We start from the raw sequence: 13,267 nt of genomic DNA on the forward strand, positions 1-13,267 counted from the left end.
CGCGTGCCCGACACTGGGCCCATGGACCAGGACGTGGCGGGGGTGGAGCGGCGGTGGGCCGTGGTCAACAGCCGTGGCCCGTACGTGCTGTTGCTGGTCGGCGCGGTCCTCGCGGTGCCGACCGCGGGCATGGTCGGCATGGGGCCGGGCGACTGGTACGCGGTCGGGGGCCTGGTCGCCGCCGGACTGGCGCTCCAGGTGTGGTGGGGGACCGTCGCCGACATGCCGAGCGGGCCGTCCGGCACGAGCGTCTGCTACTACGTGGTCCGCTGGGTCATCGCCTTCGCCCTCACCTGGATCAACCCGCTCTTCTCGTTCTACGCGTTCACCGGCTACTTCGGCGCCCGCCGACTGCTGCCGCGGCGGCTGCGCAGCGCCGGGCTGTTCGCCACCGCCGTCACCATGGCCGGCGCGCAGTCCGGCGGACTGCCACCGAACGGGCGGGCCCAGTGGCTGCTGTTCGGGGCGGTCCTCGCGGTCACCGTCGTCCTGGTCGCCGTCTCCGACCGCGTGTTCGCCACGGAGGACGAACGCGCCCGCGTCCAGGCCGCCACCATCGCCGAACTCGAACGCACCAACGCGGCGTTGCAACAGGCCCTCGACGAGAATGCCTCCCTGCACGCCCAACTCCTCGTCCAGGCAAGGGAAGCCGGAGTCGCCGACGAGCGCCGCCGCCTCGCCGCCGAGATCCACGACACCCTCGCCCAGGGCCTGACCGGCATCATCGCCCAGCTCCAGGTCGTGGCGAACGCCCCCGACCTGGACATCGCCCGAACCCACCTGGAGCGCGCATCCGATCTCGCCCGCCACAGCCTGGGCGAGGCCCGCCGCTCCGTCCACAACCTCACTCCCGTGGCCCTGGAGCACGACGGGCTGCCGGAGGCTCTCAAGAAGACGGTCGCCGCATGGGGTGAACGGGTCGGCGTGCGGGCCGAGTTCACCGTCACCGGCACCGTGGAACAGCTGCACGAGGAGGTCGCGGCGACACTCCTGCGCATCGTGCAGGAGGCCCTCTCCAACGCCGCCCGGCACGCGGCCGCCACCCGGGTCGGGGTGACCCTCAGCTACCTGGGCGACGAGGTGATCCTCGACATCCGCGACGACGGCGAGGGCTTCGACCCGCTCGCCGTCCCGCCGCGCACCGGAACCGGCGGCTTCGGCCTCGACGGCATGCGGGCCCGCGCCGCACGCGTCGCCGGCTCCCTCACCGTCGAGTCGGAGCCGGGTAACGGCACCGCGCTGTCGGCTCGCGTACCGTTGGTCCGCCATGAGTGACCCGGTGTTGATCTCCCTGCTGATCGTCGACGACCATCCGGTCGTCCGGGACGGCCTGCGCGGCATGTTCGAGTCGGCGCCCGGATTCACGGTCCTCGGCGAGGCGGCGAACGGCGTCGAGGCGCTGGAGCGGGCCACCGCCCTCGACCCCGACGTGATCCTCATGGACCTGCGGATGCCGGGCGGCGGCGGAGTCGACGCGATCGCCGAGCTGACCGGGCGGGGCGCCCGCGCCAAGGTCCTCGTCCTGACCACGTACGACACCGACTCCGACACGCTGCCCGCGATCGAGGCGGGCGCGACGGGCTACCTCCTGAAGGACGCCCCGCGCGACGAGCTCTTCACCGCCGTCCGCGCGGCGGCACAGGGCCGTACCGTCCTGTCCCCGGCGGTCGCCTCCCGCCTGGTCTCCGCGGTCCGCACGCCCCGCGCCCCCGGCAACGAGCCGCTGTCCGCCCGTGAGCGCGAGGTGCTGGCCCTGGTCGCCAAGGGCACCTCGAACCGCGAGATCGCCCGCGAGCTGTTCATCAGCGAGGCCACCGTGAAGACCCATCTCACCCACCTGTACGCCAAGTTGGGCGTCAAGGACCGGGCGGCGGCGGTGGCCACGGCCTACGACCGCGGAATCCTGGGCTGATCAGGAGGCGGGGTACGGCAGCAGCCCGGCCGCGGTCTTCTCCCAGGCGGTCTTGAGCTCGGCCAGCAACTCGGGCTTGTCCGGGGCGAGATCGGCCTGCTCGCGTTGGTCGGCGGCCAGGTTGTAGAGATGGTCGTGGCCGGCGTCGTCCTGGTAGTACTTCCAGTCCCCGCGCCGCAGGGCCCGGTTGGCCCGTACCCGCCAGAACAGGTCCCGCTCGGGCAGCTCCTCGCCCCGCAGCAGGTATCCGGCCAGGCTGGTGCCGTCCAGCGGGTACGCCGGGTCGGGGCGGGCGCCGCCCAGCTCCAGCAGGGTGGCCGTCCAGTCGGGGGAGAAGTTCGGCTCGTGGCTGACCTGGTGGCCGTCGATGCGGGCGGGCCAGCGCAGGATCGTGGGCACTCGGATGCCGCCCTCCTGGAGCACGAACTTCTCGCCGCTGAGCGGCCACTGGTACGACCAGCGCTCGCCGCCGTTGTCGCTGGCGAACAGCACCAGCGTGTTCTCCTCCTGACCGGAGCGCCGCAGCGCGCTGAGCACCTCGCCGACGGCCGCGTCCAGGCTCTGCACCATCTGCGTGTACTTATCGACCGAGCCGCCGTCGTAGTGGTTGAGCGCCCTGCTGACCTCGGCCTGGCTCTTCGCGGCGCGGATCTTCGCCGCGATCTGGGCGCCGGTCTCCTCGTCGCCCTCCGCGAGCCAGGGCCAGTGCGGGGTGGTGAAGTTGAGGTTCAGCAGCCAGGGACTGTCGTGGTCCCGGCCGACGTACTCGACGGCCCGCTCGGTCAGGACCTCGGTGTAGTAGCGCAGGTCCTTGTACTCGGCGTCGCCCTCGTAGAGGTCGTAGGCGCCGAGCTGGCCGAGCTTGGAGTAGTACTCCAGCACGCCCCCGTGGTTGCCGAAGAACTCGTCCCAGCCGGACTTGGTGGGGCTGTAGTCGGGCAGCCAGCCGCAGTGCCACTTGCCGATCAGGGCGGTGGCGTACCCGGCCTTCTTCAGCAGGGAGGCGAGCGTGGGGTGGTTCGGGTCCAGCCCCTGCGACGTGTTGGCGATGGGCTCGGCGAGGCCCCCGGGCGTACGGCCCGGATAGCGCCCGGTGTACAGGCTGAACCGGGTCGGGGAGCAGGTCGCCGACCCGGAGTACGCGTCGGTGAACCGCACCCCCTGCCCAGCCAGCCGGTCCAGGTTCGGCGTCTTGATGTGCGGAGCGCCGTAGGAGGAGAGGTCGGCCCAGCCGAGGTCGTCCCCGAGGATGACCAGGAGGTTGGGTCGCTTGCCGGAGGCGGCGGGGCGTGCCGTGAAGAGGCGTTCGGCAGGCGAGGCGCCGGCGGCCTCGGCAGCGGTGGCCGTACCGGCGACGGCGGTCACCGCACCGCCACCGACGAGCCCACCGAAGGTACGACGGGATATTTCGGGCATGCGGAGTCCTTGGTGCGGGGGTGAAAAAGGGGGGAGCACACGGCGCGCGGCTTCCATGTGATCAGCCCGCCGGCCCCAGGGTCCAGGCATCCCGTGCTGAGTTCACGAGGCTGAAACGTGCCTCAGTCGACCACCCTCAGCAACAGCACCGCCCGCGCCGGCACCGTGATCGCCTCTCCCGCCCGATGCACCACCCCGGGGTCCTCGCCCTGTTCCTCCCTGGACGTGTCGACGACCACCTCGTAGCGCTCCGCCCACGGCGGCCCCGGCAGGACGAAGGACTGCGGGTCCTCACCCGCGTGCAGGACGGCGAGGAAACTGTCGTCGACGATCGCGGCGCCGCGTTCGTCGCGGCCGGGGATGTCCCGGCCGGAGAGGTACATACCGAGGGTGGCGGTCGGCGCGTACCAGTCCCGTTCGGTCATCTCGGCGCCCCGCGAGGTGAACCACGCCAGGTCCCGCAGGCCGTCCACCGAGTGGGCCCGCCCGGAGAAGAAGGCGCGGCGGCGCAGGACCGGGTGGCGGTGGCGCAGGTCGATCAGCCGGGCGGTCAGGTCGAACAGGGCCTTCCAGGCGGGATCCTCCAGCAGCGCCCAGTCGACCCAGCTGATCTCGTTGTCCTGGCAGTACGCGTTGTTGTTGCCGCGCTGGGTGCGCCCCAGCTCGTCGCCCGCGACCAGCATCGGCACCCCCGTCGACAACAGCAGCGTCGTCAGGAGGTTCCGCAGCTGGCGGCGCCTGAGCGCCCGTATCCGCTCGTCGTCCGTCGCCCCTTCCGTACCGCAGTTCCACGACCGGTTGTCGTCGGTGCCATCCCGGTTGCCCTCGCCGTTGGCCTCGTTGTGCTTGCGCTCGTACGACACGAGGTCCCGCAAGGTGAAACCGTCGTGGGCGGTGACGAAGTTGATGGAGGCGTAGGGGCGCCGACCGCCCCAGGCGTACAGGTCGCTCGACCCCGACAGCCGGTAGCCGAGGTCGCGTACGTCCGGCAGCGCGCCCCGCCAGAAGTCCCGGACCGCGTCGCGGTAGCGGTCGTTCCACTCCGTCCACAGCGGGGGAAACGCCCCGACCTGGTACCCGCCCGACCCCACGTCCCACGGTTCGGCGATCAGCTTCACCCGCCGCAGCACCGGGTCCTGCGCGATGACGGCCAGGAACGGGGACAGCATGTCGACGTCGTGCATGGAGCGGGCCAGCGCCGCCGCCAGGTCGAAACGGAAGCCGTCCACGCCCATCTCCGTCACCCAGTACCGCAGCGAGTCGGTGATCAGCCGGAGCACGTGCGGCTGGACGACGTGCAGGGTGTTGCCGCAGCCCGTGTAGTCGGCGTACCGGCGGGCGTCCGGCTGGAGCCGGTAGTAGCCCCGGTTGTCGATGCCCTTCAGGGACAGCGTCGGGCCCAGCTCACCCGCCTCCGCCGTGTGGTTGTAGACCACGTCGAGAATGACCTCGATCCCGGCGGCGTGCAGGGCCCGCACCATCCGCCTGAACTCGCCGACCTGCTGACCCGTGGTACCGGAGGCGGCGTAGCCCGCGTGCGGGGCGAAGTAGCCGATCGAGTTGTAGCCCCAGTAGTTCCTCAGGCCCCGGCGCAGCAGATGGTCCTCGTGCGCGAACTGGTGGACCGGGAGCAGTTCGACGGCCGTCACGCCCAGCTTGACGAGGTGCTCGATCGCCGCCGGGTGGGCCAGCCCCGCGTACGTCCCGCGCAGCTCCTGAGGGATGTCGGGGTGCAGGCGGGTGAAGCCCCGCACATGCAGCTCGTAGATCACCGAGTCCGCCCACGGGGTCTTCGGCCGCCGGTCGTCCATCCACTCGTCGTCCAGGGCGTCGTCGTGGACGACCACGCCCTTGGGCACGTACGGCGCCGAGTCCCGCTCGTCGCGCACGGTGTCCGCGATCTGCTGCTGCGGCCAGTCGCGGACGTGCCCGTACACCTCCGGCGGCAGACCGAAGTCGCCGTCCACCGCGCGCGCGTACGGGTCGAGGAGCAGTTTCGCCGGGTTCCACCTGCCGCCGGTCCACGGATCCCAGCGGCCGTGCACCCGGTAGCCGTAGCGCTGGCCGGGCATCACGCCGGGGACGAAGCCGTGCCAGATCTCGTGGGTGAGCTCGGAGAGCCGGGCGCGGGTCTCCCTGCCCCGCTCGTCGAAGAGGCACAGCTCGACCGCCTCCGCGCCACCCGCCCACAGCGCGAAATTGGTCCCCGCCACCCCGTCCGGACCCACCCGGAACCGGGCGCCCAGCGGCATCGGCGCGCCCGGCCACACGGGGACACCGGGCGCCGCGCGCCGGTGCGTGCCGTTCACGACGGCGGGGCGCCCGTCCACGGCGGCGCCGTCTTCGGCCACCGCCTCCTGCTCGGCTGCGCTGGACACCGTTCAGCCTCCCACGGCTCGTGGAACGACAGGGAAAAGAGCGTACGGCGTCCCGGTCGTGGCACCCTCTCGTGTCGTTCTCCCCACTGTTCTGCCCAACGCTTGGCTCGCACTCACGTTTCCCAGGAGCATGCCCGATCGTTGGGGTCGTCGTGAGGCACGTAACTGGGCGCGCAGGGCGCGTGGGGGTCGCACTGGCCGCCGTACTGACAGGGGCAGCACTGCTCGCCCAAGCCGCCGGCTGTACCGCGGACGGCGCCGGCCGCGTCGGCGTCGGGGAGCTCGGAAAGCCGCCGGCACCCGAGCACGTCATCCGCGTCTTCCCGGACGACGGCACCCGGGACGTGCGGCCCGGGGAGAGGCTGTGGGTACGGGTGCCCAGCGGACGCCTGGAGTCTGTCAAGGTCGTCAAGGTGCAGGACGCGCAGGAGTCCCCGGTCCCCGGGCACCTCTCCGGCGACCGACTCAGCTGGCACCCCGACGACGAGAAGCTCGCGCTCGCCGCCGAGTACACCGTCGACGCGGTCGCCCTGGACGGCCACGGCCGCCGCTCCGCCCGGCACACCACCTTCACCACGAAGGTCCCCGAGGAGCGCTTCATCGGGTACGTCACGCCCGAGAACCGCTCCACCGTCGGCACCGGAATGATCGTCTCGGTGGCGTTCAACCGGGAGATCGAGCACCGCGCCGCCGTCGAACGGGCCGTCCACGTCACCGCGCGGCCGCACGTGGAGATCCGCCCGCACTGGTTCGGCAAGGGCCGCCTCGACTTCCGCCCCAAGCGGTACTGGAAACCCGGCACACAGGTCAGGGTCTCCCTGCGGCTGCGGGACGTCGAGGGGGCGCCGGGGGTCTACGGCCTCCAGTACAAGACGTTCACCTTCACCGTCGGCCGCAGCCAGGTCTCCCTGGTGGACGCGGCCCGGCACACCATGGAGGTCCGGCGGGACGGCGCGCTCATCGCCACCGTGCCGATCACCGCCGGCGCCCCGAAGACCACCACGTACAACGGCAGGATGGTCGTCACCGAGATGCTGGAAGTGACCCGGATGAACAGCCGCACGGTCGGCTTCGGCGGCGAGTACGACATCCCGGACGTCCCGCACGCCATGCGCCTGACCGACTCCGGCACCTTCCTGCACGGCAACTACTGGGCGCCGGACGCCTTCGGCCAGGTCAACGTCAGCCACGGCTGCGTGGGCCTCAGGGACGTGAAGGGCGGCAGCTCGGACACACCCGCGGGCTGGTTCTTCGACCGCAGCCTGGTCGGGGACGTCATCGAGGTCGTCCACAGCAATGACAAGGAGGTCGCTCCCGACAACGGTCTCGGTGGCTGGAACATGGGCTGGAAGGCATGGAAGGCGGGCAGCGCGGAGAAGTAGTCCCCCAGGGGGGAAAGGTGGCCGGACCGTCCGTTGATGTTGGGACGGAACGGTGACACTTGGCTCACACGAAGCTCAAAACCCTCCGGTTAATATGCGCCGATGCGCGTGCAGCGCACATGGGGCGCGGGCCTGACCAGGCCCGTCGAGGGGAGCAGAGTTGAACGTGCGACCGATATCGGGGGCGTCGGTTGACGCGCGGGACCGAGGCGGCAGGGGGGCGTTGGCGCTGGTGCTCGGCGTCCTGCTGCTGGCGGTCACGGCGTGCGGCGGAGGTGACGACTCCGGTCCGGGGTCGGGTGAGGGCAAGGGCGGGGGCGCCGGGGCGGCCGAGCAGTCGAAGGCCGTCGTCACCATCGCCCCCGCGGACGGCGCGAAGTCCGTCGACACCAGCGGCGCCCTCGAGATCAGCGCGGCCCAGGGCAAACTGATCGAGGTTCAGGTCAAGGACGCCGAGGGTGCCGCGATATCCGGGAAGATAACCGGCGGCGGCGCCTCCTGGACGCCGTCCGCGCACCTGGCCTCGGGCACCAAGTACAGCGTGCACGCGGTCGCCAAGGACTCCGCGGGCAAAACCAACGCCAAGGACTCCAGCTTCACCACGCTCACGCCGAAGAAGACGTTCGTCGGCAGCTTCACGCCCGAGGACGGCTCGAAGGTCGGCGTGGGCATGCCGTTCTCGATCCGCTTCACCCGGGGTATCACCCACCCCGAGGACGTCGAGAAGGCGATCAGCATCAAGACCGAGCCGGCCGTCGAGGTCGCGGGCCACTGGTTCGGCAACGACCGCCTCGACTTCCGTCCCGAGAAGTACTGGAAGGCCGGCACCAAGGTGACGGTCAAGCTGAACCTCGACGGCGTCAAGGGGCGTGACGGCGTCTACGGCAAGCAGGACAAGACCGTCTCCTTCACCATCGGCCGCAACCAGGTCTCCGTCGTCGACGCCGACAAGCTCACGATGAAGGTGATGCAGGAGGGCAAGGTCGTCAAGACCATCCCCGTCACCACCGGCAAGCCCGGCTACGAGAGCTGGAACGGCCAGATGGTCATCAGCGAGAAGCTCGCCGTGACCCGGATGAACGGTGAAACGGTCGGCTACGGCGGCGAGTACGACATCAAGGACGTACCGCACGCCGCCCGCCTGACCACCTCCGGCACCTTCATCCACGGCAACTACTGGGGCGGCGGCGCCTTCGGCAACTACAACGCCAGCCACGGCTGCATCGGCCTGCGGGACGTCAAGGGCGGCTACGACAGCGGCGTACCGGCCGCCTGGTTCTTCGACCACTCCATGATCGGCGACGTGGTGGTCGTGAAGAACTCCGACGACGCGACGGTCGCCCCGGACAACGGGCTCAACGGCTGGAACATGTCGTGGGAGAAGTGGACGGCGTGAGGCGCGGCGGGTGAGGTCCGCGTCACGGGCCGGGTGTGACCGACCGCACCCAGCCCGTCGCCGTCCGTCCCGCTTAACCTGACCTGCATGACCGTGAATCTCGAAGTCGCCGAAGGCGTCGGCACGATCCGCCTCGACCGCCCGCCGATGAACGCGCTGGACGTGGCCACCCAGGACCGGCTCAAGGAGCTCGCCGAGGAGGCCACGCGACGCGCGGACGTGCGTGCCGTGGTGGTGTACGGCGGGGAGAAGGTGTTCGCGGCCGGCGCGGACATCAAGGAGATGCAGGTGATGGACCACGCCGCGATGGTCCTGCGCTCCCGCGACCTGCAGGACGCGTTCACCGCCGTGGCCCGCATCCCCAAGCCGGTGGTGGCGGCCGTCACGGGGTACGCCCTGGGCGGCGGCTGCGAACTCGCCCTCTGCGCGGACTTCCGCATCGCCGCGGACGACGCCAAGCTGGGCCAGCCCGAGATCCTGCTCGGTCTGATCCCGGGCGCCGGCGGCACTCAGCGGCTGTCCCGGCTGATCGGCCCGTCCAAGGCGAAGGACCTGATCTTCACCGGCCGGATGGTGAAGGCGGACGAGGCGCTGACGCTCGGCCTGGTGGACCGGGTCGTCCCCGCCGCCGACGTGTACACCGAGGCGCACGCCTGGGCGGCGAAGCTGGCGCAGGGGCCGGCGCTCGCGCTGCGCGCCGCCAAGGAGTCGATCGACACGGGCCTGGAGACGGACATCGACACGGGCCTGGCGGTGGAACGGAACTGGTTCGCGGGCCTGTTCGCCACGGAGGACCGGGAACGCGGAATGCGCAGCTTCGTCGAAGAGGGACCCGGTAAGGCGAAATTCCTTTGAACCGCTTGCAATTGACGTGAGGTCTGACCTGGTCCCTCGATGGGGCGGTTCATCGGAGTCGTGAGGCCCCCGTGAACTGCCTTGTCGAGGGAGTTCGTCGATTGCCTCCGATCGAGCGCGGTCACAGGTCAGCAGGGATGTTCAGGGCTTCTGGGTGCCCTTGACATATGCCGATCGACTTCTGCGGAATAACGAATTCCGGAGGGCGTATTCCGCGGGAACAGCCCCGGAGGATGCACCGGGCGGCCATGATGGGGGCATGGCGGGGCTGGAGGATGTCGAACAGCCGCGGGGAGAGAGCCGTGCGACCGCGGCACGATGGTCTCCGGCGGTCGAGGACGAACGCGCACTCAAGGCACTCGAACTGTTCGGCAACCCCACGGAGGCGGAGGTCGTGCTGCCGTCCCGCCCCGAATCCGCGGCCACGGCGCGCAGACTGGCGCAGGTGGTGGTCCTGCGTGAGTGGGGGCTGACACCCAGGATGACCGAGGATGCCGTCCTGCTCGTCTCCGAACTGGTCGGCAACGCCGTCCGCCACACCGGCGCCCGCGTCTTCGGCCTGCGCATGCGCCGCCGCCGCGGCTGGATCCGCGTCGAGGTCCGCGACCCCTCCCGCGGCCTGCCCTGTCTGATGCCGGTCCAGGAGATGGACATCAGCGGCCGGGGTCTGTTCCTCGTCGACAAGCTGTCCGACCGCTGGGGCGTGGATCTGCTGCCGCGCGGCAAGACGACCTGGTTCGAGATGAGGGTGGCCGACCGCTGACGGCCACCGCCACGGTCCAACGGGATGCCGGCGGTGCGGGGTGCCGTGCCTGACGGGGGCGAAGTCCCCTCCGCCTGACGGGCCGCCAATCGGGCCAATCGCCCCTTTCTCCACATATTCCCCCTTAAATGGTGCGGGTGACCACGACCGACCGCCGGACGGCGCTCCGCACAGGTGTCGCCCTAGTCGCGGCAGGCGCACTGACCGCCGACTGCACCCCCCACGGAGCCGCCGCCCACCCGACCCCCACCACGCACCCGGCTCCCACCACGCACCCGGCCCCGGCCACCCAACAGCGGCCCGCGCCCGTCCCGCGCCGCTTCCCCGCCCACCCCGTCCAGCTCACCCACGGACCCCGCACCCGCCCCCGGGTCGCCCTCACCTTCCACGGCCAGGGCGATCCCGGCATCGCCCGCTCTCTGCTCGGCGAAGCCGAACGCGCGGGCGCCCGCGTCACCGTCCTGGCCGTCGGCACCTGGCTCGACGAGCACCCCGACCTGGCCCGGCGTGTCCTCGACGGCGGTCACGACCTCGGCAACCACACCCTCCACCACCTCGACATCAACGGCATGTCCGAGGCCGACGCCCAGGCCGAGATCACCGGCTGCGCCGACCGCCTCAGACGCCTCACCGGCTCCATCGGCACCTGGTTCCGCCCCTCCCGCGCCATCCGGGCCTCCCCCCTCGTCGAACGCCTGGCCAACCGCGCGGGCTACCCGCACGTCCTGTCCTACGACCTCGACTCCCTCGACCACACCTCGCCCGGCGCCGCAGCCGTCACCCGTCAGGTCCTCGGCGAGATCCGCAACGGATCCGTGGTGAGCCTGCACTTCGGGTTCCCGGACACGGTCGCCGCGCTCCCCGCCGTACTGGAAGAACTCGACCGCCGCGGCCTTCGCGCGGTGACCACCACGGAGCTGCTCAGCTGATGACGCACCGCACCCTCTTCACGCACGCCCTGATCCTCGGCGCCGCCCTCGCCGCGCTCGCCGCCTGCGGGGGCGGGACCGAGGACCGCGCCACCGAGACCCCCGTAACCAGGGCCGCCGTTCCCGCGCCGGCGAAGAAGAAGACCGTCGGGCACCTGCCCGGCATGCCGCCGGTCCTCGATCCGCGGGACGTCTACGCGGCTGACCGCCCCAACCGGCTCTCCCCGGTGGTGAAGGACTTCCCGTCCCGGATCTACGTCCCCAACTCCGAGTCCGACACCGTCTCGGTCATCGACCCCAGGACGTACAAGGTCGTCCGCACCATCCCGGTCGGACGCCAGCCCCAGCACGTCGTCCCCTCCTGGGACCTGAAGACCCTCTGGGTCAACAACAACCGCGGCCACACCCTGACCCCCATCGACCCGAAGACCGGCAAGGCGGGCAAGGCGGTGACGGTGCACGACCCGTACAACCTCTACTTCACGCCCAACGGCAGGTACGCCGTCGTGATGGCCTCCCTCGACCGTGAACTCGTCTTCCGTGACCCGCACACCATGAAGGCGATCAAGACCGAACCCGTCGCCTGCTACGGCGTCAACCACGCCGACTTCTCCACGGACGGCCGGTACTTCATCGTCTCCTGCGAGTTCAGCGGCGAACTGCTCAAGGTCGACACGGAGAAGATGAAGGTCGTCGGCACGCAAAGGCTCCCGTTCGACGGCGCGATGCCGCAGGACGTGAAGATCTCCCCGGACGGCAAGCGGTTCTACATCGCCGACATGATGGCCGACGGCGTGTGGGTGCTGGACGGCGACACGTTCAGCGAGCCGACCCTCCTGCACACCGGGAAGGGCACCCACGGCCTCTACATCAGCCGCGACTCACGCGAGATGTACGTGACCAACCGCGGCGAAGGCACCATCTCGATCTTCGACTTCACCAAGAACAAGCTCACCAAGAAGTGGCACCTGCCCGGCGGCGGCAGTCCGGACATGGGCGGGGTCTCCGCGGACGGCAAGGTCCTGTGGCTGTCCGGGCGTTACAACGCCGAGGTGTACGCCATCGACACCCGCACCGGCGCCCAGCTCGCCCGCATCCCCGTCGGCAGCGGCCCGCACGGCCTCGCGGTGTATCCGCAGCCGGGCCGTTACTCGCTGGGCCACACGGGCATCTTCCGCTGAGACGCACCCGTTCTTGAGTCTCCACCCGCTGGAAGGCCCACACTCGCAGACATGATCGACGACGGCACCGGACTTCTCACCATCGGCGAGCTGGCCCGAGCCACCGGGCTGACGGTGCGCACCATCCGCTACTGGTCCGACGAGGGTGTCCTGCCCCCGGTGACCCGCTCGACGGGCGGCTACCGGCTGTACGACGCCGCGTCCGTGGCCCGTCTGGAGCTGATCCGCACCCTGCGCGAACTGGGCCTCGGCCTGGACGACGTACACAAAGTGCTGGTCGGTGAGACGACGGTCGCCCGGGTCGCCGCCGCGCACGTGGTGGCGCTGGACGCGCAGATCCGGTCGTTGAGGGTGACCCGTGCGGTGCTGTCGTCCGTGGCGCGACGCGGTTCGACCGCGGAGGAGATGACCCTGATGAACAGACTGGCCAGGCTGTCGGCGGCCGAGCGGAGCCGGATCGTGGACGACTTCATGACGGAGGTCTTCGACGGCCTCGACACGGCCGACCCCGACATCCGCACCCGGCTGCGGTTCGCCCCGGCCGATCTGCCCGACGACCCCACCCCCGAACAGGTGGACGCGTGGGTGGAGCTCGCCGAGCTGATCCAGGACCCGGAGTTCCGGGTGACCATGCGCAGAGCTGTCGAGTTCAACGCGGCGGACCGGGGGCCGGACGTCCCGCCGGGCACCTCCCTGTGGTTCATGAGCCGTCTGGTGCGGCTGGCCGGCGAGGCGCTGCACGCGGGCACCGCCCCCGAGGCGCCGGAAGCGGACGAGGTTCTGCGCTCGATCCTCGGCGACGCCGACCTGGACGCCGTACTGGAGCGCATGGAGGCGGCCTCGAGCAGGCAGCTCGCCCGCTACCGCGAACTGGCGTCCGTCGTACGGGGACTCGAACCGCAGTCGGCGTACCCCGAGGAGTTCTCCTGGGTGGTCGCCGCACTGCGAGCCCGGACGGGCGGTTAATCTGACCTGCGTCAGTACGGCGGCACGTCGTGCACAGCGCTCATGACCCGCACGTCCTGAGCGGCACGAGAAACACGAGAAAAAGGGGC

The 13,267-nt window shown here is 70.8% G+C and carries 11 protein-coding genes; 9 read left to right on the plus strand and 2 right to left on the minus strand.

Annotated elements, in window-relative coordinates; translation table 11 throughout:
* Nucleotides 1-21 precede the first annotated feature (21 nt).
* Nucleotides 22-1,275, plus strand: a complete 1,254-nt coding sequence (locus ABZ027_RS23850; protein WP_356771527.1) for a sensor histidine kinase — start codon at nucleotides 22-24, stop codon at nucleotides 1,273-1,275.
* Nucleotides 1,268-1,912 carry a response regulator transcription factor gene (locus ABZ027_RS23855; protein ID WP_356771529.1) on the plus strand — a complete coding sequence of 215 codons (645 nt, stop codon included), beginning with the start codon at nucleotides 1,268-1,270 and terminating at the stop codon, nucleotides 1,910-1,912. The genes ABZ027_RS23850 and ABZ027_RS23855 overlap by 8 nt, the downstream gene beginning before the upstream one ends.
* Here ABZ027_RS23855 and ABZ027_RS23860 read toward each other — a convergent pair whose 3' ends face one another.
* Nucleotides 1,913-3,328 (minus strand): sulfatase-like hydrolase/transferase, encoded by a 1,416-nt coding sequence (locus ABZ027_RS23860; protein ID WP_356771531.1) that lies wholly within the window; start codon nucleotides 3,326-3,328, stop codon nucleotides 1,913-1,915.
* A gap of 122 nt (nucleotides 3,329-3,450) precedes the next feature.
* Nucleotides 3,451-5,706: a glycogen debranching protein GlgX gene (glgX, locus tag ABZ027_RS23865; protein WP_356771533.1), complete on the minus strand. Its 2,256-nt coding sequence runs from the start codon at nucleotides 5,704-5,706 to the stop codon at nucleotides 3,451-3,453.
* 152 nt (nucleotides 5,707-5,858) lie between these two features.
* Between glgX and ABZ027_RS23870 the strand changes: the two genes are divergently transcribed.
* From ABZ027_RS23870 to ABZ027_RS23900, 7 genes are all read left to right on the plus strand, one after another.
* Nucleotides 5,859-7,088: an Ig-like domain-containing protein gene (locus ABZ027_RS23870; protein ID WP_356771535.1), complete on the plus strand. Its 1,230-nt coding sequence runs from the start codon at nucleotides 5,859-5,861 to the stop codon at nucleotides 7,086-7,088.
* A gap of 160 nt (nucleotides 7,089-7,248) precedes the next feature.
* Nucleotides 7,249-8,484 carry an Ig-like domain-containing protein gene (locus tag ABZ027_RS23875; RefSeq protein WP_356771537.1) on the plus strand — a complete coding sequence of 412 codons (1,236 nt, stop codon included), beginning with the start codon at nucleotides 7,249-7,251 and terminating at the stop codon, nucleotides 8,482-8,484.
* 87 nt (nucleotides 8,485-8,571) lie between these two features.
* Nucleotides 8,572-9,339: an enoyl-CoA hydratase-related protein gene (locus tag ABZ027_RS23880; protein WP_356771539.1), complete on the plus strand. Its 768-nt coding sequence runs from the start codon at nucleotides 8,572-8,574 to the stop codon at nucleotides 9,337-9,339.
* 259 nt (nucleotides 9,340-9,598) lie between these two features.
* Nucleotides 9,599-10,102, plus strand: a complete 504-nt coding sequence (locus tag ABZ027_RS23885) for an ATP-binding protein (RefSeq protein ID WP_356771541.1) — start codon at nucleotides 9,599-9,601, stop codon at nucleotides 10,100-10,102.
* Between the two features lie 128 nt (nucleotides 10,103-10,230).
* Nucleotides 10,231-11,031, plus strand: coding sequence for a polysaccharide deacetylase family protein (locus ABZ027_RS23890; RefSeq protein ID WP_356771543.1), 801 nt, complete (start codon nucleotides 10,231-10,233; stop codon nucleotides 11,029-11,031).
* On the plus strand, nucleotides 11,031-12,212 hold the full coding sequence (locus ABZ027_RS23895) for a hypothetical protein (protein WP_356771545.1): 1,182 nt from the start codon (nucleotides 11,031-11,033) through the stop codon (nucleotides 12,210-12,212). The genes ABZ027_RS23890 and ABZ027_RS23895 overlap by 1 nt, the downstream gene beginning before the upstream one ends.
* A 51-nt stretch (nucleotides 12,213-12,263) precedes the next feature.
* Nucleotides 12,264-13,178, plus strand: coding sequence for a MerR family transcriptional regulator (locus tag ABZ027_RS23900; RefSeq protein ID WP_356771547.1), 915 nt, complete (start codon nucleotides 12,264-12,266; stop codon nucleotides 13,176-13,178).
* The last annotated feature ends 89 nt before the right edge of the window (nucleotides 13,179-13,267 follow it).

Source organism: Streptomyces sp. NPDC006332 (genome assembly GCF_040612855.1).
In the GTDB taxonomy this organism is placed as follows: domain Bacteria; phylum Actinomycetota; class Actinomycetes; order Streptomycetales; family Streptomycetaceae; genus Streptomyces.

What these genes read in the sequence shown, in the direction of transcription:
- ABZ027_RS23850 (WP_356771527.1), top strand. Translation starts at nt 22, where the DNA reads ATGGACCAGGACGTGGCGGGGGTGGAGCGGCGGTGGGCCGTGGTCAAC.
- ABZ027_RS23855 (WP_356771529.1), top strand. Translation starts at nt 1,268, where the DNA reads ATGAGTGACCCGGTGTTGATCTCCCTGCTGATCGTCGACGACCATCCG.
- ABZ027_RS23860 (WP_356771531.1), bottom strand. Translation starts at nt 3,328, where the DNA reads ATGCCCGAAATATCCCGTCGTACCTTCGGTGGGCTCGTCGGTGGCGGT.
- ABZ027_RS23880 (WP_356771539.1), top strand. Translation starts at nt 8,572, where the DNA reads ATGACCGTGAATCTCGAAGTCGCCGAAGGCGTCGGCACGATCCGCCTC.
- ABZ027_RS23885 (WP_356771541.1), top strand. Translation starts at nt 9,599, where the DNA reads ATGGCGGGGCTGGAGGATGTCGAACAGCCGCGGGGAGAGAGCCGTGCG.
- ABZ027_RS23890 (WP_356771543.1), top strand. Translation starts at nt 10,231, where the DNA reads ATGGTGCGGGTGACCACGACCGACCGCCGGACGGCGCTCCGCACAGGT.
- ABZ027_RS23895 (WP_356771545.1), top strand. Translation starts at nt 11,031, where the DNA reads ATGACGCACCGCACCCTCTTCACGCACGCCCTGATCCTCGGCGCCGCC.
- ABZ027_RS23900 (WP_356771547.1), top strand. Translation starts at nt 12,264, where the DNA reads ATGATCGACGACGGCACCGGACTTCTCACCATCGGCGAGCTGGCCCGA.